This window comes from Amphibacillus sediminis NBRC 103570, assembly GCF_001552275.1.
Taxonomy (GTDB): domain Bacteria; phylum Bacillota; class Bacilli; order Bacillales; family Amphibacillaceae; genus Amphibacillus_B; species Amphibacillus_B sediminis.
In genome coordinates this window covers 26627-50646 of record NZ_BCQW01000017.1, presented here as the reverse complement: position 1 = coordinate 50646, position 24020 = coordinate 26627, and the positions used below count along the sequence as shown (strand labels likewise).

The window sequence follows — 24020 nt, the reverse complement described above, 5'->3', positions numbered from 1 at the left end:
GTATATTATGGTTTGTCAACTCGTCCAACATGAAGCTGACAATGACATACGCAGATTTCCTAGCAGGAAAAGCATGTGAACGGACTAGATGATCAATTTCACTTTATCGCAGTGTAACTGGCTGGGGCTGCGATTAATCGCCCCATCGAGGGGCTTTTGTAAGCCTCCCACTTCAAAAATAAGTGAACAGGTCATGTCTAAGTGGGAAATCCAACAGCCAGTAAACTAACGTTCAGTGTGGGAGAGAGGAAGCTGACTAAGCTCGCGATGTCGTGTCGGCAACGTCTGCACGAGCGGATCCTATGCGTCGCTTCCCCACTGAACGATTTACTTCATTCCTACTAACTATTCGATGCCATGTTAATGTATAGAACTAATTTTATTGTAAATGAACCATTTTTAATCGTGAAGGCGTGAATTTTTTTAAATATAATTAACTTTCAGTTAGTTGCTTACTTTTTTATAGTATAATAATTAAGAAAAGGAGTTGATATAGCATGGAAAAGGTAATTTCACAAACAGGTGAAATTGTCGTCATCGATTGTTCAATTGAAAAAGCGTTAAATGTGCTTGCATCAAAGTGGTCTTTTTTAATTTTACGTGAATTGTTTACTGGGACCAAGCGTTTTAGTCAATTACAGCGAGCTATTCATGATGTCAGTCCAAAATCACTAACAAATGCATTACGTCATATGGAGGATCACGATATCCTTAAACGTAAAGTATATCCAACTGTACCAGCAAAGGTTGAATACACACTGACTGAAAAGGGACAGGACTTACATAAGATTATTAAAGAGATGAAGGTTTGGGGCGCTAAATGGGGCTAAATGCTGTTACCATCTGTGCTACAATCTTATTGAGGAAAAGAACAGACTTATCGAATATGGAAAAAAAGTGATCAAGGTACCATAAGCCAATCCATTTCGACCGGTACTGTTGGATTTGGCTATGGAGGAATAGACATGTCGATTAAAAAAATGCTACTTATGATCGTTAGTATGACGCTTAGTTATAGTATTATCTTATTTTTTGTACAGGATCTTGACTGGATCCGTACATTTATTGGGATTGCAGCACCTATTATAGCGAGCTTATTTATTATCATCCAACTGTGTAGAACCACACGAACTACAAAAGGCGAGCAAGCTTATTTTTGGTTACTCATTTTAGTCGGTTCTTTCTTTTATATGTGTTCCTCTCTTGTTTGGTTGTTTCATTTATTGACCACAGGAACAGTCAGCTCTACCCCCTTGTCATTATTATTATGGCTATTAGGTTATTTGTGCTTTTTTATTGGGATCATTTATCGGATTAAAGCCATTCAGGACAAACGATCAGATGGACAACATATTTTTACTATCGTTGCCGTTGTTATATTCGCTGTTTCATTTATATGTTACTTTTTTATCGAGCCAGCATTAACAATGGTTGAACAAAGATTAAATTTACCTCATTATATCATCATTTACCCGATTGCCGGCATTTCGATATTGGGTGCTAATACGGTGTTATTTTATTTATCGATCCATTTAAAGGAAAAGGTGGCCATCATCTTTTTAACGTTTGGCTTTTTTACGCAGATTATCGGTGATGCATTATATACTTATCAAATCATGGAGGATAAATATCAGGTTGGTAGTTACATAGATGTCGTTTGGCTAACCGCTATGTTGTTTATTGTCGCTGGTGGTTATTTTGCAACAAAGCAACCTGTTGAGCTTAATTGGAAAGTTATTCATTTTTTTACCAAGGCGGATACGTCCTTCCCTTATCTGATTATGTTGAGCTTATGGTTACTAACACTTTATAGCTATGCCTTTCAATTAAATGCACTAAGTATCGGTTTTAGCTTGATCATAGCCACCTTGATCATTTATCAGCTTAAAGTAGTGCGGCGTCATAGTCAGCTTATTAAACAATATCAAACGCTAGCCTACTATGATCCATTAACAGGGCTTAAAAATCGAACAAGCTTTACTGAGGAGTTTGAGCATTTATTAGCTAAAGCAGGTCGTTTTAATCAGCCTGTAGGTCTATTAGTGCTAGATTTGGATCGTTTCAAAAATGTAAATGATTCACTGGGACATCAGGTGGGTGATCAGTTGTTACAAAAAGCAGCAAATCGGTTAAAACAGTTGTCTGATCAAGGTGTCGAGATGTATCGGATCGGTGGAGATGAATTTGTCCTAATATTGCTAGGAAGGACGCGTAAGCAAGTAAGCCAGCTAGCGGATAGGTTACGTGATTTGTTCCAGCCTAGCTTTTATATGGAGCATCACGAGCTTATTATTACACCAAGTATTGGCATTGCTATCTTTCCTGATGATGCAATTGAGAGCAAGACTTTATTTAAATATGCTGATGCAGCCATGTACAGTGCAAAGGAAAGTGGCAAAAACGATTATGTTTTTTTCAATCAAAGCTTGAATGAAGATCTAATCAAAAAATTTATGATCGAATCAGAATTAAAACATGCGATTAATCGCAACCAGCTAAAGTTAATTTATCAGCCGAAAGTTAAACTATCAACTAATTCACTATACGGCGTTGAGGCACTTTTAAGATGGGAGCATCCAGAGTTAGGTTTGGTTTTGCCAAATCAATTTATTCCAATTGCTGAGGAGACAGGACTCATTCAGTCAATAGGGGAGTGGGCATTATGGGAAGCGGCTAAACAGACGTTAAAGTGGCAAAAGCAAGGCTATACCGATATGTGTGTTTCTGTTAATGTTTCAGCGAAGCAAATCGAACAACAAGACTTGGTAGCGATTATTAAACAAATTTGGCTAGATACAGGTCTTAGTCCAAGCAGTTTAGAATTAGAAATTACAGAAAGCATTATGCAAAATATTAAGCAATCAGCGTTCGTTTTAAATCATTTAAAGCAACTTGGCATCAAACTATCAATCGACGACTTTGGAACAGGGTACTCTTCTTTGCATATCCTAAAAGAGTTGCCAATTGATACAATAAAAATTGATCAATCATTGATTAGCACGATGCATGATTCAAGAAGCTTAGCGATTGTTAAAACCATTATTAACCTAGGTAAAAATTTAAACATGGCAATTGTAGCTGAAGGTGTTGAAACACAAGAGCAAGCTGAAATTCTCATTTCAGAGCAGTGTGATTATGGTCAAGGCTATTTATTTAGTCACCCGATTGATCCGAAGCAGATATCGGACCAATTTCTATTGTTGAAAAAAGTGTAAGCTAATATTAGCAAAAATATTTTAGAATCAATAAAAAGTGAGAACTCAACTAAAATCAGAAAATTCACAACCGCGTAATTTTTTAGTTAAGAAAATTATGATGCTTAGCTTTTTACGTATATCGTCAGAAATCCCCTACTTCTAAATCAAGTAAAGTAGGGGATGAATGGCGCTCAAAATCACTCCCCTCCAACTTTCCCTTTTTTTCATATTATCTAGATAAAAATATAGATAAGAAGTTGAAAAAGATTTAGTCTTTCTAACTACTTACAAAAATAATCCAGCAATAAAATAAAGAACCGTCGTGATCGATGCAGCAATTAAGGCGGGATGTAATTTGAATTTGGCATAATCCATAACGGTGAGCCCTAAAATATTTGCTAAAGTGTTGGTATCATCACTTAGAGGGGAAGCAAAAGCACCAAATGAGCCACTGGCAAATACGGTACCCACAATTAAAGATAATGAAACATTAGCGGTGGCTGCCATTGAGATACCTAAAGGCATTAGGATCCCCCAAGTTCCCCATGCTGACCCAATAAAATAGGAGATGGCTGCACCGAATACGAAAAGCAGTGGTGCGACCATAGAGTGGGGAATCCAGTCGGTATAGGATGTGATGAACTCGGTGAAACCTAAGTCGCTGGTAACAGATGATAACCCCCAAATGATGGACAGGAGCACAATGACATTCATTAATTCATTCCCTCCATCAATAAAATGCTTAATTAGATCAGCCATTTTAAAGTGTTGGCATAAATAAAAGCCAGTGGTTAATAAAAAGGTGATCAGAAGTCCCACCACCATCGCCTCTAATACATCCGCATTAATAAAGGCCTCAAAAAATGAATAGCCTTGTTGTGCTCCGTCCCACCATGTTAAAAAAATAGTTAAACCTATGACCAAAACGATCGGGACAAATAAATTAAGTGGTTTACTTGGTCTTTCATCCTCATCTGATTGACAAGCATGGATTTCTTGTTTTATTGTCTCTACTTCTTCGGTATTAATTTTTTTGTGACGAAAAAAACTTAAGTAAATGCCTAATAAAATAATAACAATAGCAAAGAAATTAAATGGGATACTCTGAATAAACAAGCGATAAGGATCAACACGTATACCACTTGAGCTTGTGGCAACCTGAATAACCGACACCATATAACCTACAAAGGCAGTTGCTACTGGAATTAGAACAATGACAGGTGTTGCTGTTGTTTCAATAACAAAGCCTAACTCTTTGGTTGACATTTTTACTTTTTGTAACAATGCTTTCATAATAGGAGCAATGGTAACAAATCTAAAGGTTGGTGCACTAAAGGTTCCTATAGTAGAAATGTATGTTAATAATAATGCTTGCCGTTTAGTGGAAATACGCTCTGCAGCCTTTTCGACAAAGCCTTTAATTCCCCCCGTATACTCAATCATTCCAATTAATCCTGAAAAAACATACAGAAACAGGATAATTTTTATATTATTCTCATCGATTAGCGCTTGAACCAAATACGTAATCATCGCTTGCATACCTTCAATGGGATGAGGAGCAGCTAAAAATGAACCAGCTAATAATCCCATAATCAGGCCAGGGAGAACTTGGCGAGTATAAATGGCTATCGGTATGACAAGCAAAAAAGGGATAATAGATGTCCAAGTTGCTTCCATATGAGTCATCCTTTCCTTTGTCAAAATAGATCAATATAGTGTGTGATAGTTAGTCCCCATTTATCCATGCTTTTGTAACTTGTAACGGAAAACACCATCACTATTATAGGGAGAGGATAGAAAGATTACTCATTGACTGAATGATTGTAAAAAAGCTTACGAAACCATTTGAAAATATGAGCTAGCTCCTTTTATCGCAGTATAACTGGCTGGGCTGCGATTACTCGCCCCATCGAAGGGCTTTTGTAAGACTTCCGCTTGAAGAAATAAGGGAACACGTCATGTTTAAGAGGGAGATCCAACAGCCAGTAACGGCCCGATTCGTTCAACTAACGTTCAGTGTGGTGATAGAGGAAGTTGACTTAGTTCGCGACGTCGTGTCGCAACGTCCGCACGAGCACATCCTATGCGTCGCCCCCCACTGAACAAAGTTTCACCTTATTTTGATGCTCAAATCTTAAGTTTCAACACTCCCCATTTGATACTGTCACTAAAGGTTTGCTGGCTCAGCACAAATTAAGCCAGGATTTAGCGATCTTTACTAGGTGAATGTAAATTTATAACCATTTATTAATGTATATTTTGGTAAATGTAAAGGATCTGTATTGTTTTGGTTAATTATCTCATTTTTAAAAGTTATTGTGATACATTGTTTGTGAGCTATCATTCACAAGGAGGTTATGATCGTGCATCCAGTTGAATTAATAGGGGTGTCTAAATCTTATGATAAAGCAGAAGCTGTGCTAACAGATATTGATTTAAGCATTGAAGAAGGGGAATTTTTTGTCTTGGTTGGTCCATCTGGTTCTGGTAAGAGTACATTACTCCGTATGATAGCGGGATTAGAGTCGATTACATCTGGGACTATACGAATGAACAATAAGATAGTCAATCATTTACCCCCAAAAGATCGTAACCTTTCCATGGTTTTTCAGAATTATGCTCTATACCCTCATTTAACAGTAGAACAGAATATTCTTTTTGGTTTACGTGCTAAGAAAGTGGATAAAGCAGAACAGCAAAGGCGCTTAAAAGAAACGGCAGAAATGATGGGGTTAACTGACTTATTAACACGAAAACCTAAACAGCTATCAGGTGGTCAAAGACAACGTGTCGCCTTAGCTCGTTCTGTCGTCAGTGAAGCACCACTCTGTCTAATGGATGAGCCTTTATCTAATTTGGATGCCAAATTACGTGCTCACATGCGGATTGAAATCAGACGTTTACAAAAGAAATTAGGTTTAACCATGATTTATGTTACCCACGATCAAGTTGAAGCGATGACAATGGGTGATCGGATAATGGTATTAAATGATGGGCAGATCCAACAAATTGGCAAGCCTATTGAGCTCTATAATGAGCCAGCTAATCTATTTGTCGCATCCTTTATTGGTTCGCCAAAAATGAACATGGGTCAAGCAATGATAGACAATCAACATTTAATCATTGAAGATACAGTTAACTTACCGTTGAATGTAGCAGAAATTCCTCAGGTTATTAAGCGTAAGGGAATAACTGTTGGGGTGCGACCAGAGCATTTACTTTATGCAAAGCCTGAAGAGGCGAACTTATTTTTGGAGATTATTAATGTTGAGCATCTTGGTCATGAAACCTTGCTCACCTTTGAAGTGGGAACACAGCTATGGACGGCTAAATGGCTTGGCCAATGGATGCTAGAAGTAGGGCAACGTGTACCACTAAAGCTGTTAACCAAGCATATTAGCTTTTATGATAGTCAGTCAGGTCAACTCATGCAAGCTCCTTTAAATAAAAGTCAGTTAGAGGTTGTTGCTCTATGAAAGATACAGCTGTGATATTAAGCGATGAAAAACAGATCGACGTATTTAAAGCGGTTAAAAAGCAAAAGCTCGTTCGTTTCTTAAAAGGCATGCTATTTCTGATGCCATCGATTGTATTATTTTCTTTATTTTTATTTTATCCTTTGGGACGAACCATTTATTTAAGCTTTTTTCTAACAGATGGCAGTGGTGATCCGACCGTATTTGTTGGCTGGGAAAACTATCTTAACCTATTTACCTCCCCCATTTTCTTAAAGAGTTTACGTGCTACGTTTCTATTTGTACTTTACACTGTACCTGGAACGATACTTGTTAGCTTATTTCTAGCCATTCTCGCTAATGAAAAATTAAAAGGGATCGGAATCTTTAGAACGATGTATGCCTCGACAATGGGTATATCAGTAGCTGCTGCCTCTGTTTTTTGGATGTTTCTTTTTCACCCGACGATAGGCTGGCTCAATCAAATTTTACAAGCACTTGGGTTTAATTCGATAGGCTGGCTGACTGATCCTCAATGGGCCCTTTTGGCTGTATCGATCTCAACCATTTGGATGAACCTTGGCTTTACCTTTCTAATTATGTTAGGTGGTCTCCAATCCATAGATCGTTACCTATATGAGAGTGCTGATATAGACGGTGCAAGCTATTTCTATCAACTCAGACGCATTACACTCCCGATGCTTTCACCTACCTTATTCTTTGTTATTACGGTCACATTTATTAATGCTTTTCAAACATTTGGCCAAATTGATATGCTAACACGTGGTGGTCCACAGAATGAAACACAATTAATTGTCTATTCCATCTATCAAGAAGCGTTTATGAACTATCAATTCGGACCAGCTAGTGCGCAAGCTATTTTCTTATTTATCGTTATTTTGCTATTGACACTTATTCAATTCAAGCTAGGAGAAAGGAAGGTACATTATCAATGACAATGTCAGTTAAACGCAAAGTCTTACTTTATCTATTATTAACTTTAACAGCTTGCATTGTCTTTGCTCCGACCTTTATTGCTTTGATGATGAGCTTTATGACGAGTCAAGAGATTATGACCGGGCAAATCATACCGAGCTCACTTTCCTTTGAAAACTACCTCGAGGTTTTTCAACGCTTCCCGTTAATGCGATATTTGCTGAATAGTCTAGTGGCCTCGTTGTTAATTATGTTGGGTCAGCTTATCGTTGCAAGTTTATCAGCCTATGCCTTTGTATTTATTGATTTCAAAGGGCGAGATTTAATCTTTTTCATCTTTATTGCAACCATGATGGTTCCGTTTGAAGCATCGATTATTCCTAACTTCCATACCATTCGTGATTTAAATTGGATTAATAGTTATCAGGGATTAGCAGTTCCTTTCTTTGCAATGGCCTTTGGGACATTCCTATTAAGACAAAATTTCAAACAGATTCCAAAGGAGCTAAAGGAAGCAAGTGAAATTGCTGGTATTGGTGACTTCAAATTTTTTTTAACCGTCGTCCTTCCAGTCGCCAAAACAAGTTTATTAACGTTAGCTGTGTATGGTTTTTTAACATCTTGGAATATGTACCTATGGCCATTATTAGCGACAACCGATGATCGGTACAGAACCGTTCAATTTGGCTTAAGACAGTTACAATCCCAAGAACAATTAAACGAGTGGGGAATCATTATGGCTGGTGCTATTATTGTCGTTATTCCTACGTTAATTCTACTATTTTTAGGGCAAAAGAAATTACAACAAGGTTTGACAGAAGGTGCTTTAAAATAGTCAATTAATAAAAAATAAGGGGTGTCAAGTTTAATGAAAAAAGTTTTACTTATTTTATTGGCTGCTTTATTTATTGCAGTTGGTTGTCAGGAAGCTGATGCAAGTCAAGATGCAGAACAACAAGAGAATCCAGGTAGTGATACAGAAGAAAACACGGTAAGTGATGAGCCTGTAGAGGTAATATTTTGGCATGCGATGGGGGGCGCTCTCCAAGAAGCTTTAGATCAAATTGTTGCAAGTTATAATGAAGCACAGGATCAGGTTATTGTTAAGGCCGAATATCAGGGGACTTACGATGAGGCATTAACGAAATTTAACAGTATTGCGGGAACAGAGAATGCACCAACTATGATGCAAGTTTTTGAAATTGGAACTAAATCGATGATTAACAGTGGAGGAATAGAACCGATCCAAACGTTTATTGATCAGGATGGTTATGATATGGGACAGCTAGAAGAAAATATTATTAATTATTACCGAGTAGATGATCAATTTTATTCAATGCCATTCAATTCCTCTACACCAGTCATGTATTATAATAAAGATGCTTTTGAGGCAGCAGGGTTAGACCCAGATAATCCTCCAGCAACCTTTGAAGAGATTGAAGCAGCAGGTCGAACCATTATGGCAGAAAATCCTGATATGAAAGGTTTTGCTTTGCAAGCTTATGGTTGGCTTTATGAGCAGTTATTGGCTAATCAAGGAGCCTTGTTAATGAATAATGATAATGGACGTACCGATACCCCCACTGAAATAGGCTTTACAGAGGAAGAAGGGAAATCTATTTTTGAATGGGTAGAGCGTATGATTGCGGATGATACATTTGCAAACTATGGGACGAATGGCGATAATATGGTTGCAGGATTTATGGCTGAGGATGTAGCGATGTTCTTAGCTTCATCAGCTAATGTTCGTAGTGTAGTGGATAGTGCTCCGTTTGAAGTAGGGGTCGCCTTTTTGCCTTACCCAGAGAACAAAGAGCGCAATGGCGTTGTCATTGGTGGTGCAAGCCTATGGATGATGAATGGTAAGGAAGAAGCTGAACAGCTCGCAGCTTGGGATTTTATGAAATATTTACAGACTCCTGAGGTTCAAGCAGCTTGGCATGTTGGAACTGGTTATTTTGCCATTAACCCAGCTGCATATGAGGAACAAGTGGTTCAAGATGCTTATCAAGAAATGCCACAATTAAAGGTAACTGTTGATCAGCTTCAATCTACAACCTCATCAGTTGCAACAGAAGGGGCTTTAATGGATATGATCCCTGAAGCTCGTCGTATTACTGAGTCAGCTCTTGAGACAGTCTATAATGGTGGAGATGTAGACACCGCTTACCAAGCAGTGGTGGATCAAATGAATGCGGCTATTGAACAAGCCAACCGTGCGCGAGGTGAATAAAATCAATTAGAGAAGGTGTTATCAGCACTTTCTCTTTTTTAACCCACTTAACTTCACTCAAGCAGAAGTCTCCCACTGCGATAGGTGGTGAGATCAATACCTATTTGTCTTCCATTCAGCGGGGTACAACCCCCGGCTGAATCAAGTTAAAGCCTCCGGCGGATGGCACAGATTTTCAGGGGAAAGTTATTGAACGAAGCTCGATAAATCTGGACGCAAATATTAGATTAGAGGTGAATGATGATGACTAAAATATTTGGACACCGGGGGAGCAAAGGCTACTACCCCGAAAATACGTTATTGAGTATTAGTGAAGCAATAGCAGCTGGTGTCGATGGGATTGAGATCGATGTGCATTTAACTAAAGATCATCAGTTGGCTGTTATTCATGATGAATCAGTTGATCGAACAACAAACGGAACTGGCCTAATTAAGGACTATACGATGGACCAGCTTAAATCATTTAAACTATCATCAAATTTTCAATCATTTGATTACTATCAAACAAGCTGGGAACAGGAACGGATCCCCACTTTGCAAGAGGTACTTGAGCTTCTTCCTGAAAAGAAGGTAGTCAATATTGAACTTAAAACCATACTAGTTACTTATCATCATATTGAAGAAATTTTACTTCACACAGTAAAACCCTATCTGGATAAACTAGAATTTGTCTATTCATGTTTTCATTTACCAACCTTAATGCGTATTAAAGAGCTTGATCCACATGCGCAAATCGCTTGGCTTTTACATCAATCAGTACCGAAGCTTCAGGATTATATTTCTACGTTTCAATTATCTAAATTACATGTCGAGCAGTCATTATTATTTGCACCAGCTCTTAATTCGATTAATCCTGATCAACTGAGAGTTTGGACGGTTAATATTCCAGAACAAATCCAACAGGCTTTGTTAAAAGGTGTTGAAGGTATTATTACCGATTACCCTGAGCAAGCTATCCGTTTGAAACGGAAAATATCGCTAGCTAATGTTTAATGTATCAAATGCACTAATTCCATGTAGTTAGTTTCCGTTCCGTAATAGGACATGGGGTGGGCTTATGCTTGGATATTGTCTTTAATTGTGGTGCTTAATAGTAGGAGAAGCTAGTCATTATCTTACGCTTTTGATGCTGAACTGGCAACGCCTCGTCCGTTCTTGAAAAATGAAGCAGACTCTTCCAATAGCCTGTATCATCGGTGAGGGCTCGTTTGGTCTATCGGGTTAATTCCTCAGATCTTATCCTTATCGCAGTGTAACTGGATGGGGCGCGATTACTCGCCCCATCGAAAGGCTTTTGTTAGACTCCCACTTTAAGAAATAAGGGAACATGTTATTTCTAAGTGGGAGATTCAACAGCTTAGTAGCAGCCCGATTGGTTCAACTCGTTCAGTGGGGGAGAGCAGAAGACTAAGTTCGCGACGTCGTGTCGCAACGTCTGCACGAGGACATCCTATACGTCGAACCCCCACTGAACGAAGTTTCACTATATTCTGAAGTCTCCCATAATATTGAAGGTATATTTTAAAATAAATCGGGTAAATAAACAATAACCAAATTATTATGGAGGTTTTAGAGTGGAGAAGAAAAAAATTCAACCAGAACAGCATCAGGAACGACAGCCAGGGCTTGAGTCAAAGATGACACCATTACCGATTTATGAAAATGAAAATTACCGGGCGAGTGAAAAACTCAAAGGAAAAGTAGCAATAATCACCGGTGGTGATAGTGGTATTGGACGAGCGGTTAGTCTTTATGATGCCAAAGAAGGTGCAGATGTTGTCATTGTTTATCTAGATGAACACGAGGATGCTAAACAAACAAAATCTTTAGTCGAAGCAGAAGGGCAACGTTGCTACCTAGTTAGTGGAGATATTGGTCAATCCGATTTTTGTGAAAAAGTAGTACAAGAAACGATCAATCATTTCGGTCAACTTAATATATTGGTTAATAATGCAGCTGTCCAATATCCTAAGCAATCCTTAACGGAAATTACAGATGAGCAGCTAGAAAAAACATTTAGAACGAACATCTTCTCATATTTTTATCTGACTCGTGCTGCTTTGCCTCATCTAAACGCAGGAAGTGCGATTATAAATACGACATCGATTACTGCCTATGCTGGTAATCCAAGCTTAATCGATTACTCAAGCACAAAAGGTGCAATCACCGCATTTACGAGGTCTTTAGCTGGTTCACTCGTTGATAAGCAAATACGTGTCAATGGTGTTGCACCTGGTCCCATTTGGACCCCACTCATTCCTGCTAGCTTTGACGCCAAAAAAGTGAGTGAGTTTGGCTCTGATAATCCGATGGGAAGACCAGGCCAACCACACGAGCTTGCGCCAGCTTATGTGTATTTAGCGAGTGAGGATTCGAGCTATGTGACTGGCCAAGTCATCCATGTCAACGGTGGCGTTATAATAAACGGATAGTGAGCAAATCATGATCGTAACATGCATGGACCAAGTGGCTCATGCATGTTTGTTATTTTTAAGCAGCAAGTTCCCTATTTTGTACGGGTTATTTTGCTATCTGCACGAGCATATCTTATGTGACGAAACCCCCACTGAACGAAGTTTCACTTTATGTTATAATAACAAAATAGATTTATAAATAAAAACAAATTGACCAGTAAGGGAAGGTGTACAAATTGCCAAAGATAGCGGTATTGACCTCTGGTGGTGATTCTCAAGGAATGAATAGTGCCATTCGTGCAGTTGTAAGAACTGGACTTGCCAATGGCTTTGAAATGTTAGGTGTGCGTAGAGGATTTAAGGGTTTAATGGATAATGATTTTATAGAGTTAGGCTCTAAAGAAGTCAGTGATATCTTATATCGGGGTGGAACCTTTTTGCAGTCAGCACGTTCGGAAGCATTTAAGACACCTGAGGGACAAGATCAAGCGATTAAACATTTACAGTCACGAGCGATTGATTATGTTGTCGTTATTGGTGGTGATGGGAGTTATCGCGGAGCTCAAGCCTTACAAAATAAAGGAATTAAAACATTTGGTTTACCAGGAACCATTGATAATGATATTCCGTTAACCGATTATACGATTGGTTTCGATACGACATTAAATGTTGTCACTGATGCGATTGGGAATTTACGTGATACAATGAGCAGCCATGAACGCGTTAGTGTCATTGAAGCCATGGGGCGAAGTTGTGGAGATATTGCTTTACAAGCGGGAATTGCAAGTGGGGTGGATGCTATTATTATCCCAGAAGTAGAGGCTGACCTTGATAAGATTGCTAAAGATTTAAAGGCAGGTTTTGAACGAGGAAAATCCCATAGTATTGTGATTGTAGCTGAGGGTGCAGGTAACGCGGTAGATGTGGCTAAGGTGTTGAAGGAGAAATGCGGTTTAGATACACGTCCAACAGTACTAGGACACATTCAACGTGGCGGGACACCTTCAGCCTTTGATCGTGTCTTTACTAGTCGCCTAGGTCATCATGTAATTGAGTTGATTAAACAAGAAATTACAGGTGTAGCCTTAGGTATCGAAAATAACCAGATTACTTATCATAGCTTTAATGAAATTTTTGCAGCTGGTCGCAACATTAATGAACAGCTTTATCATATTTTTAATGATCTTATTTAACAAGTCAAATGTGGTGTATGTATTCATACACCGCGTTTTTTTATCCAAATTATCAATTCAATTAACCGTTAGATGGGTCTTTCCGTAATGACATAAGAAAGATTCATTTCACCTTTATTTATCGCAGTACTGGGGCTGCGATTACTCGCCCATCGAAGAGCTTTTGTAAGCCTCTCCCTTCAAGAAATAAGGGAACACGTCATGTCTAAGCGGGAGATCCAACAGCTAGTAACGGCCCGATTCGTTCAACTAACGTTCAGTGGGGAGAAAGGAACCTGACTAAGTTCGCAACGTCTGCACGAGCACAACCTATGCGTCAAACCCCCGCTGAACGAAGTTTCACTTTATCGAGTGAAGCTTCAATAAATTTCCCCTGAATATCAATGGCATTTTCAGGCGCTTTAGCTCTTGAACCCCATCTGAATGGAGCATTCATCACATGACTTATAGAAATGAAAGATTTCTGCTGAAGAAGTTAAAACTAAAAAACCATATCCTGACTACTCAGGATATGGTTTTTTTATATTATTGATCTAACCATACATCTTTAAGCATTAAGATTTGAGTTGGATGTTGCCAGAAGCCTTTGACTTCATCTCTAATAGCTAGCAAGTATTCTTGGTGGTGAAGATAAAGCATTGGCGCTTCATCAACAAGAACTTCTTGTGCTTGACGGTATAGATCTAAACGTTCATCTGAATCAGAAGTCTGACGAGCTTGAGTCAAGAGGTCATCTAATTTATCATTAGCAAGGAATGAACGGTTGCCTGGCTCACCGAACATACTACTATGGAACAGTGCAAACATACCATAGTCAGCATCTCCAGTTACAGTACTCCAACCAAGTACGAACATGTCATGCTCACCAGCAGCAGTATTTTCTAAGTAAGCACCCCACTCGAGAACCTCTATTTCAACATCAACACCGATTTTTTCAAGCTCTGCTTGAACATAAATAGCAGCGTCCATACGTTCACGGTTATCATTCGTCCAAATGGTTGTTGAGAACCCATCAGCATATCCAGCCTCTGCAAGTAGCTCTTTAGCTTTCTCAACATCATATTCAAGACCAGATACACTATCATCATAACCAAATACAGTTGGTGCTAATGGTCCGATAGCTGGAACACCATAGCCATCATAAATACCATTAATAATACCATCTTTATCGATAGCCATAGAGATCGCTTGACGAACTCTTACATCATCAAATGGTTCTTTCTGTACGTTAAAGCCAATGTATGAAAGTGAAACAGATGGTTGAATATTAACAAACATACCATCAGCTGCCTCAACACGAGAAACGTCAGATGGACTTAATGGATCGGCAATATGTGATGCACCAGTCTCTAATTCAGCAATACGTGTTGCATCTTCAGGTACAACCTTAAATGTTACGGAGTCTAGATGGGCAGGATCGCCATGGTAATCTGCATTTTTTTGAAGCACGACTTCTTCACCTGGTGTCCAGGACTGGAAAACAAATGGGCCAGTACCGACAGGACCTTCATTAATTACACTACCTGGTTCTGCTTCATCTTCTTCCATAGCTGTATAATCTGCATCGATTAAATTTGGCGAGATCATACCACCAGCATCGTGAGCTAAGTGAGCTGGAAGTGGTGCAAATGGATATTCTGTAACAAATTCAACCGTATAGTCGTCTATTACATTGATTTCTGTAACCATGTCATATAAAAATGCACGTGGAGAAGCAATCGCATCATCTTGAATACGCTCGATATTCGCTTTTACAACATCAGCAGTAAAATCAGCACCGTCATGGAACTTAACGCCTTCTTCTAAATAAAATTCCCAAGTTAGGTCACCGGTCATTTCCCAATCATGAGCTAAGCCTGGTTGTAGCTCCATGTCTTGGTCATGTGTTACTAATGTCTCATAGATATTAGAACGGACATTAGAGGAAGGTGTATCATTATTCCCATGGGGGTCAAGTGATACCACATCAGATAAGTTAGCGATTACAAGATCGCCGCCTTCTTTAATCGTTTCTTCAGTATTGTCATTATCTTCTGCATCTGGATCTTCTGCCTGATCGTCATCTGAACCACCACAAGCTGCAATAAATAGAACAGATGCAACTAATAATAGCAGCAACAGAAACGATTTTTTCAATTGTTTCATCAAAAAAACACTCCCCTTTTTATAGTCTATATGGTGAAAACTGTTTATAATATACACTATATCAAAAAATAAAACAAGTCTAAATTATCTAAAAAATTTATAAATTTATATTCTTTCATCAGTATACATTATTATTCTATTAAATGTATAATACTTAATAACTAGCCATCTGTTATAAAATTCAAAATATTACTATTAAATTTAATTTTCCGATATTTCGTTCTTTTGTTGCAAATTGTAGTTTACTGTGACAAAATAGTAGATTGTATTATATAAATATTAACTAATATTTAAGTTGGTGATAGTCCTATACTATAGGAAGAAACTCTTTTATGCCGTTTTGTGTTAGGATTAATACTATTCTGATATTGTTAGCAATATCCAGCTAACCTATAATTTTAATGTTGTATTATAGAGTATTAATGCTATAATTACTTGTTAGTAATTCATCACCTAAAAAATTGAACAATATAAGCGATTTTGTAAAAAATTTCACTTTTATGATAGAAAGGACATTAGCTTATGAACGAAGAAATTAACAATGGTAACGCATTACCACAAACAACGGTAAATCCTAACGTTGTCAAGATGAAAACGTTTTGGAAGAAGTTTATTAGAAATAAACCAGCCGTAATTGGTGGGGCACTTATCTTATTCTTTATCTTAACTGCATTGATTGGACCACACTTAGTGCCGCATTCACCAAATGTTCAAAATCTAGCAAACAAGTTAAATGGCCCATCGGCAGAACATTGGTTTGGAACGGATCAATATGGCCGAGACATATTTAGTAGAATCATTAATGGGATGGGGATTACCCTATACGTTGGATTTTTTTCCGTCACGATTGGACTCATTGTTGGTGTGACTTTAGGTATTATTTCCGGCTACTATGGTGGTAAACTCGATGCCATTATTATGAGAATAATGGATGTTTTATTAGCTTTTCCAGGTATCTTACTTGCGTTAGCGATTGTAAGTGTATTAGGTGGTAGCTTACAAAACGTTATCATATCAGTTGGGATCTTTTCAATTCCAGTTTTTGCACGGATTGTTCGCGGGTCAACGTTAGCTGTTCGAAAGCTTGAGTATATTGATGCGGTAAAGGCCTTAGGGGCTAATGACTTTAGAATTATCTTTAAGCATATTTTGCCGAATGTTACTTCACCAATTATTGTTCAGGCAACATTAAGTATTGCAACCTCAATTTTAACCGCGAGTGGGCTTTCTTTTATTGGGATGGGGGCTCAGCCACCTATGCCGGAATGGGGAGCTATGCTCAGTGATGGCCGTAATTATATGTATGATGCGGGTCATGTTGCTGCTATTCCAGGTTTAGCTATTGTGGTTGTTGTATTAGCATTTAATATATTTGGTGATGGTTTGCGTGATGCACTAGATCCAAAAATGAAAAACTAGAAAAGAGGTACAGCACATTGTTAACATTTATAGTACGACGTCTACTGCAGACGATTCCCGTTATCATCGGTGTCACTATTTTAACATTTAGTTTGATGCACCTCATTCCTGGTGATCCTGCGCAGATCATGGCTGGAGAAAGTGCATCCCCGGAGCAAATTGAATTAATGCGTGAGCGCTTAGGCTTGAATGATCCATTACCTATTCAATATTTTGATTATTTAAAAGGTATTATCCAGGGGGATTTAGGAAATTCTATTCGAAGTGGACGTGAAGTGTCTGGAGAGATAGCTCTCCGTTTAGGTAACACAGTTGAACTCGCTTTTTATAGTACGGTACTCTCAGTTTTTATTGGTCTAATTGCTGGGGTCATTTCAGCTGTACGCCGATATACGTTTATTGATACATTTGTTATGATTATTGCTTTATTTGGTTTATCGATGCCTGCCTTCTGGCTTGGGCTAATGTTAATTCGTTATGTAGCAATTAACTCAGATTTGTTTGCGGCATCTGGATGGGGAACTTGGTCACAAATGGTTTTACCTATCATTACATTAGGAACTGCTGGTGCAGCGATTATTGCTAGAATGACGCGTTCAAGTATGCTTGAGGTCATTGATCAGGACTATATTCGTACCGCTCGTGCCAAAGGGGTAAAGGAACAGGTTGTGGTCTATCGTCATGCATTGAAAAACGCGCTTATCCCAGTTGTGACTGTTGTCGGTTTACAATTCGGTAGCTTATTAGGCGGTGCTGTGATCACAGAATCCGTATTTGCGATTAATGGGATTGGTCGGTTAATCGTTGATTCCATTCGATCCCGGGACTTTCCAATCGTTCAAGGTGGAATATTGGTTTTATCCGTTCTGTTTGTCGTCGTGAACATTATTGTAGACATTGCCTATCGTTATTTAAATAAACGAATTGACCTGAATTAAATATTTTAAAGGAAAGGTGTGATAACCAATGACGAAAGCAACTGATACATTGATAGAAGAACCGATTCTAGAAATCCGCAATCTGCAGACATCATTCTTCACAGACAAATTTGAAGTTAAAGCTGTAGATGGTGTAAACTTTGCCGTACCAAAAGGGAAAACATTAGGTATCGTAGGTGAATCAGGTTCAGGAAAAAGTATTACATCCCTTTCCATTTTACGCTTAATCCAGAACCCCGGTAAGGTTAAAGGTGGAGAGGTTATCTTTAAAGGTGAGAACCTTCTCGATAAAACAGAAGCTCAAATGCGTCAAATTCGTGGGAATGAAATTTCAATGATTTTTCAGGAACCGATGACGTCATTAAATCCGGTTTATACAGTCGGACAACAAATTAGTGAATCGTTCCAAATTCACCAAAAAATGAGTAAGAAAGAGGCTATGCTTCGTTCAGTGGAAATGCTTAAGCTAGTTGGGATACCTTCTCCAGAGCGACGTGTTAAGCAGTATCCCCATGAATTATCTGGTGGGATGCGTCAACGCGTAATGATTGCAATGGCGTTAGCATGTGACCCTGAATTACTGATTGCTGACGAACCGACAACAGCATTAGATGTAACTATCCAAGCGCAAATACTTGAGTTAATGAAAGATCTACAAAATCGCTTAGGTATGTCCATTATTATGATTACACACGATCTGGGTGTAGTAGCAGAAACATGTGACTATGTAGCGGTTATGTACATGGGGAAAGTGGTAGAGTATGCCGCTGTAAAAGATTTGTTCAAACATCCAAAACATCCTTATACGGTAGGATTGCTTAATTCGTTGCCACGTCACGATATTGATTTAGAAGACGAGGAATTACAAGTCATCAAAGGCTCGGTTCCGAGTCCAGCCGATATGCCTAAAGGCTGTCGCTTTGCCCCACGCTGTCCATTTGCGAGTGAAATATGCCGTGAGCGCTTACCTGACTTGGAAGAAAGTGAAGATGGCAATCAAATTCGCTGTTGGATTTATACAGACGAATGGGATGGAGAACCGGAGGTGAACGTTAATGGCGAAAGAACTTCTTAAGGTTACTGACCTAAAGCAATATTTCCCAATTAAAGGGGGCATGCTTGGTCGAACAATCAATAATGTAAAAGCCGTAGATGGGATTAGTTTTACTGTATATGAGGGTGAGACAGTTAGTATTGTAGGTGAATCAGGCTGTGGTAAATCAACAACAGGTCGTGCTATTCTAAGATTAGACGAGCCAACATCTGGACAGGTTGAATTTAACGGCGAGGATTTGCTTAGTCTTAGCAAAAGACAGATGCGGGCAAAACGAAAGGATTTACAGATTATTTTCCAGGATCCTTATGCTTCTATTAACCCTCGTCAAACAGTTCGTCAAGTATTAGAGGAAGCATTACAAATACAAAATGTTGTACCTAAATCAGAACGAGATGCCAAAATTGCTGAGCTTATGGAGGTCGTTGGTTTGGGTGCTCACCAAGCTGATCGTTTCCCTCATGAGTTTAGTGGAGGTCAGCGTCAGCGTATTGGGATTGCACGGGCGCTCTCAGTTGATCCAAAATTAATTATAGCGGATGAGGCTGTATCAGCACTGGATGTTTCAATTCAAGCACAAGTTATAAACTTGATGAAAAAGCTTCAACGTGAGTTTGGCTTAACCTATTTGTTTATCTCACATGATTTAGGCGTTGTTCGTCATATTTCAGATCGTGTTATTGTAATGTATTTAGGAAAGATTGTTGAGATGGGTGATAAAAAATCTATTTTTGATAACCCTCAACATCCTTATACAAAGGCATTGTTATCAGCTATTCCAGTACCTGATCCAGAACCTGAAAAGAAACAGGAACGAATCATCCTTCAAGGAGACGTACCATCTCCGATTGATCCTCCTTCTGGTTGTCGTTTCCACACTCGCTGTCCTTTCGCGACAGAAAAATGTAAAGTAGATGTGCCTGAGCTTCGAGCTGAGGATTATATGAAAGAAGGACATGTTGGTGCATGTCATTATATGAAAGAGATTGAAGAAGGTACACATAAGCCTAATTATTAATAAAAAATCAGCTTTGTAGACTGTAAACGAAACTACGCTTCCAACGCCGTTTGTTTACAGTCTTTTTTGTGTCGGTGGATTAGTCCAATTTTTGCAGTATAACGCTAATTAATCGACTTTTGCTAAAATGAATAACAGCTAAGGTGGAATAGATATTTCTCTTAGCACGTCTATTATTAGAAGTGGTTTTTTAGATCGAGTCGCGTCTTCCTATCCTGCAATTCGGAATAATATTTGTTTCATTAGTTCTTTATCGCAGTGTAACTGGATGGGGCTGCGATTACTCGCCCCATCGAAGGGGTTTTGTAATACTCCCACTAGAAGAAATAAGGGAACACGTCATGTCTAAGTGGGAGGTCCAAGAGCCAGTAACGGCCCGATTGGTTCAACTAACGTTCAGTGGGGAAAAAGAAAGCTGACCAAGTTTTGTGACGTTGTGTCTCAACGTCTACACGAGCACATCCTATCCGTCGAAACCCGCACTGAACAAAGTTTTACTTTATTATCCGTTTTTTTAAAGTCATTGGATTGAGATTCTGTATGATTAGAGTATTGATCAAATAGTAAAACTAGAGAAAGGATAGATGTAGGGTTTTAGCTACATCTATCCTTTTGGATTCTAAAGCGCTAACTAAAGTAAAGTGGGAAAATGCTAGCGTCGAATGGCTACTTTTTGTTTAGTTGAGATCGACTCGAGGCAAGCATCGATCACCTTCATGTTATTTAAGGTGTTGTCAATGGTTAGAATAGGCTCGCTTTTCGTTAAAATAGCATGTGAAATGTGTTCAATTTCATCACGATATAAATCGTTAGAAAAGCTTTCACTCCGAACAAAATGTCCTTTATCTAACACAACTATTCCTTCTCCACCACGATTATCTGGTCGGAAGGCACGCGGCACCTTTATTCGTCCTTCAGTTCCAATGATTTCGTATTCATCTTGGCCAAACATATCAAAGCTGCTTTCCAAAATCGCCGTGATTCCAGATGAAAAATTAAAGAATGAAACAGCACTTGTTTCTACATGATAAGTCGGATCAATGATTGCTTCTGTATGAACAGAAGTTGGTTCCTCTCCTAAAATATTTCTCATCGCATGAATTGTATAGCAACCTATATCATAAAGGCTTCCACCCCCCATGCTAGGATCCATTCGAATATTATCTGCCCGATCAGTTAAGTGAAAGGAAAACCTTGCTCTAAATTGCTTGATGTCTCCAATTTCACCCGTTTTAATAAGCTGGTGCACGCGTTGATGCTGGGGATGCAGATAATACATAAAGCCCTCCATATAGATGACTTGATGCTGGTGACATACTTGTTGTATCTCTTCAATATCCTTAGCTGTTAAAGCGCCTGGTTTCTCACAGAGGATATGCTTTTTCTTTTTTGCGGCTTTAACCGTCCACTCTTTGTGTAAGTGGTTAGGGAGTGGGATGTAAACAGCATCAATATCTGGATCATCAAGCAGTTGATCGTAACTGTCAAAGGCTTTTTCAATCTTAAATAGTTGAGCTACCTCTTGAGCCCGTCCACTTAGGCTAGCGATTGCCGTAACGGTTGCATTGTTCGATCTTATCATAGCTGGTATAACTTCAAATTGAGCAATACCAGCTGTGCTTAGGATTCCCCAGCGAACTTGTTCAGTCATTTCGAACACTCCTTTTATACATTTTTTATTCAGTATACTCATACCCCATATGGTATAACACTTTGTGAAGTTTTTCCCCTGCTAGGCAAATAACCCCATATCTGTTTTTTTACTAATTGTGTCATATTAATCATATCAAAATAATACCAAATCCCATTGTTTAACTGCTCATACATATGTTTCCGCTTACATCATAGCAAAAAGAAATTAGTTTGTCACCCTCAACAGTGCGCATTATTAAACCGTGCTTGATCTATAAAAATTGCTACATCAAGCACGGTTTAAGTTTTTTTCGCGTTGAATGATCAGGTCTAAATCGTGAACTTTTTGACTGCTTGTTCTAAAGATGTGGCCAAATCCGATAGTTCCTTTGCACTTTTTGATACTTCCTCCATTGAACTGTTGGTTTCTTCGGTTGAAGCGGCCGCTTGCTCAATAGCTGCGGCGGCTTCTTGTGAAACAGATGCGATTTCATCAACGCCTTGATTCATTTGTTGTGTTTCAGCTTGGATTTTCGTTAAATCTGTGAGTATATGTTGGATTTTATCGACCATGTCTGTGAGCGAATCATCAATATTTTTAAAATTAACGCCTGTTTGTTCAATTTGCTTCGTGCCTTGATCAACTTGGTCATAACCAGTCTCAAGTGCTTGTGAAACCTCAGTAGATTCAGTTTGAATATCGATAATAATCGTTGAAATCTCTGCAATCGATTCATTAACTTGATCTGCAAGCTTTCTGACTTCATCTGCAACAACGGCAAAGCCCCGTCCTTCTTCACCCGCTCGTGCTGCTTCAATAGCGGCATTTAAAGCCAGTAAATTGGTTTGTTCAGCGATTTCTCTAATTACCGTAACAATTTGACCAATCTCTTGTGACTTTTGATCGAGTCCTTTAACTTTTTGATAAGCGTTGTGCACAAGCTGATGGATTTGTTGCATTTGATTAGTGGATAGATTAATCTGCTTCGCCCCTTGTTGACTTAACTGAGCAACATGCTCAGATTGCTCTACCACATCTTTTGAATGAATGGTTGCAGCTTCGACCTGCCCACGATAGCGTTCCATAGCGGTAGCTAACTCAGTGCTACTATTAGCTTGTGTTTCACTACCCACTGTTAGTTGCTCCATTGTAGTCGAAATATATTCACTGCCCTCTTTAACCTGATAGGCTGATTCAGTTAACAAAACACTTTGTTCCGTTACTTTGTTTGAGGCGACTTTAATTCCATCGATCACTTGAGCAAGTTGCTGTTTCATTTTATCAACCGAATTGGCTAATGTATAAAATTCATTTTTTCCACGCATTTTTAGCGGTTCTCCACTTAAATCACCTGCTGCAATGCGCTCCATCTCATGATTAATTGTTTTTAAATTAAATAGCAATGAACGGATAAAGAAAAAAACAATGATTAAACCAGCCACAACTGAAATAACAGTAATGATGATCGTTTCCTTTAAGGTGTCCATTCTGACTAATCTTACTAATTGTGCCATATCAAAGTCTAAGCCAATTGCACCGATCACTTGTCCCTGATGATCTTGAATCGCTTTAGCAATTGTAATAACGGGTTCACCAGAGGCTGCATCAATATATGGAGAGGTCCAAATCGTATCGCCATTTGCTTCAGTAGATTGAATGTACCAATCTCTCGTGCGAGGGTCATAGTTTGTTAAATCAGCATCAGGTATGCTATCTAAATACAGTGCGCCATCACTAGTCCCGATATATAAATTAAGAACATAATCATCATCATCAGCTAATTCAGTTAGTGTTTGCTCATAGTAGTAAGTTAAGTTTGGCTGATTAGCTGCTGGCATTCTTGAGATATCCGTATCCCCATGAGCTGTTACGTTGATTGTTTCAAATTGAAATTCGTCCTGCTCAACCAACTGGTCTAGCAAGGATTCAAAATATGCAAAGATATTTTGATAGCGTGAGCCTAGTGCCTCTAACTCGGACTTTTCAATAATAGCACGTTCAATGATAGCTGTGTGTTGATAAGAAAAGATACCAGAAATAGTCAATGGAACAACGAGTAAAATAACCATAAAAAATGGCAATAAGAATTTTATTTTTCTAAGCTTGTGCACATGTGCTCATCCCTTCATAAAAAAATTTAGTAGAAGTTGTGTCAAAAGTCACCGAATAATGTATGGACAAGAGTCATTGATTTTTATCTCAGTGTAACTGGCTGGGGCTGCAATTACTCGCCCCATCGAAGGGCTTTTGTAAGCCTCCCACTGGGAACACGTCATGTCTAAGTAAAGATGCTCAAACAGCCCACTTTTTCGGCATATTTCCCTCGTATTAGCCATGCTTTTAACACATTACTTATATAATTATTTCGTCCTATTCAAAAAAAAG

17 protein-coding genes are annotated in these 24020 nt (G+C 38.7%); 13 read left to right on the top strand and 4 right to left on the bottom strand.

Features of this window, described 5'->3' with window-relative positions; translation table 11 throughout:
- The first annotated feature begins 497 nt into the window (after positions 1-497).
- Both ASE01S_RS10845 and ASE01S_RS10840 read left to right on the top strand, forming a co-directional pair.
- Positions 498-830 (top strand): winged helix-turn-helix transcriptional regulator, encoded by a 333-nt coding sequence (locus tag ASE01S_RS10845; RefSeq protein WP_067841990.1) that lies wholly within the window; start codon positions 498-500, stop codon positions 828-830.
- Between the two features lie 135 nt (positions 831-965).
- Entirely contained in the window at positions 966-3215 is a 2250-nt protein-coding gene (locus ASE01S_RS10840) for a putative bifunctional diguanylate cyclase/phosphodiesterase (protein ID WP_067841989.1), read from the top strand.
- Between the two features lie 267 nt (positions 3216-3482).
- On the opposite strand, the gene ASE01S_RS10835 is transcribed toward ASE01S_RS10840, so the two are convergent.
- Entirely contained in the window at positions 3483-4874 is a 1392-nt protein-coding gene (locus ASE01S_RS10835) for a Na+/H+ antiporter NhaC family protein (protein WP_067841988.1), read from the bottom strand.
- A gap of 686 nt (positions 4875-5560) precedes the next feature.
- On the opposite strand from ASE01S_RS10835, the gene ASE01S_RS10830 reads away from it, so the two are divergent.
- The 7 genes from ASE01S_RS10830 (at position 5561) to pfkA (ending at position 13428) form a co-directional block, all read left to right on the top strand.
- Positions 5561-6673, top strand: a complete 1113-nt coding sequence (locus ASE01S_RS10830) for an ABC transporter ATP-binding protein (RefSeq protein ID WP_157065199.1) — start codon at positions 5561-5563, stop codon at positions 6671-6673.
- Positions 6670-7608 carry a carbohydrate ABC transporter permease gene (locus ASE01S_RS10825; RefSeq protein WP_067841984.1) on the top strand — a complete coding sequence of 313 codons (939 nt, stop codon included), beginning with the start codon at positions 6670-6672 and terminating at the stop codon, positions 7606-7608. The genes ASE01S_RS10830 and ASE01S_RS10825 overlap by 4 nt, the downstream gene beginning before the upstream one ends.
- A 2-nt stretch (positions 7609-7610) precedes the next feature.
- Positions 7611-8423, top strand: a complete 813-nt coding sequence (locus ASE01S_RS10820; RefSeq protein WP_373277949.1) for a carbohydrate ABC transporter permease — start codon at positions 7611-7613, stop codon at positions 8421-8423.
- Positions 8424-8456: 33 nt separating this feature from the next.
- Positions 8457-9821 carry an ABC transporter substrate-binding protein gene (locus ASE01S_RS10815; RefSeq protein ID WP_067841980.1) on the top strand — a complete coding sequence of 455 codons (1365 nt, stop codon included), beginning with the start codon at positions 8457-8459 and terminating at the stop codon, positions 9819-9821.
- Positions 9822-10064: 243 nt separating this feature from the next.
- Complete coding sequence (locus tag ASE01S_RS10810) at positions 10065-10814, top strand: glycerophosphodiester phosphodiesterase family protein (protein WP_067841979.1); 750 nt, start codon at positions 10065-10067, stop codon at positions 10812-10814.
- Positions 10815-11395: 581 nt separating this feature from the next.
- Positions 11396-12253, top strand: coding sequence for an SDR family oxidoreductase (locus tag ASE01S_RS10805; protein ID WP_067841978.1), 858 nt, complete (start codon positions 11396-11398; stop codon positions 12251-12253).
- 218 nt (positions 12254-12471) lie between these two features.
- Positions 12472-13428, top strand: a complete 957-nt coding sequence (pfkA, locus tag ASE01S_RS10800; RefSeq protein WP_067841977.1) for a 6-phosphofructokinase — start codon at positions 12472-12474, stop codon at positions 13426-13428.
- Between the two features lie 525 nt (positions 13429-13953).
- On the opposite strand, the gene ASE01S_RS10795 is transcribed toward pfkA, so the two are convergent.
- Entirely contained in the window at positions 13954-15573 is a 1620-nt protein-coding gene (locus ASE01S_RS10795; protein ID WP_067841975.1) for a glutathione ABC transporter substrate-binding protein, read from the bottom strand.
- 522 nt (positions 15574-16095) lie between these two features.
- On the opposite strand from ASE01S_RS10795, the gene ASE01S_RS10790 reads away from it, so the two are divergent.
- Genes ASE01S_RS10790 through ASE01S_RS10775 form a run of 4 tightly spaced genes read left to right on the top strand, consistent with a single transcriptional unit; the run spans position 16096 to position 20002 of the window.
- Positions 16096-16992, top strand: a complete 897-nt coding sequence (locus ASE01S_RS10790) for an ABC transporter permease (RefSeq protein ID WP_067841973.1) — start codon at positions 16096-16098, stop codon at positions 16990-16992.
- Positions 16993-17009: 17 nt separating this feature from the next.
- A complete protein-coding gene (locus tag ASE01S_RS10785) occupies positions 17010-17930 on the top strand; it encodes an ABC transporter permease (protein ID WP_067841971.1) in 921 nt (306 codons plus the stop codon).
- A 28-nt stretch (positions 17931-17958) separates the two neighbouring features.
- Positions 17959-19005, top strand: a complete 1047-nt coding sequence (locus ASE01S_RS10780; RefSeq protein ID WP_067841970.1) for an ABC transporter ATP-binding protein — start codon at positions 17959-17961, stop codon at positions 19003-19005.
- Positions 18986-20002 (top strand): ABC transporter ATP-binding protein, encoded by a 1017-nt coding sequence (locus tag ASE01S_RS10775; protein WP_067841969.1) that lies wholly within the window; start codon positions 18986-18988, stop codon positions 20000-20002. The genes ASE01S_RS10780 and ASE01S_RS10775 overlap by 20 nt, the downstream gene beginning before the upstream one ends.
- 652 nt (positions 20003-20654) lie before the next feature.
- Here the strand turns inward: ASE01S_RS10775 and ASE01S_RS10770 are convergent.
- The gene (locus tag ASE01S_RS10770; protein ID WP_067841968.1) at positions 20655-21653 is read right to left on the bottom strand and encodes a Gfo/Idh/MocA family protein; all 999 of its coding nucleotides are present in this window, start codon (positions 21651-21653) and stop codon (positions 20655-20657) included.
- Between the two features lie 311 nt (positions 21654-21964).
- A complete protein-coding gene (locus ASE01S_RS10765) occupies positions 21965-23746 on the bottom strand; it encodes a methyl-accepting chemotaxis protein (protein ID WP_067841966.1) in 1782 nt (593 codons plus the stop codon).
- Positions 23747-24020: the final 274 nt, after the last annotated feature.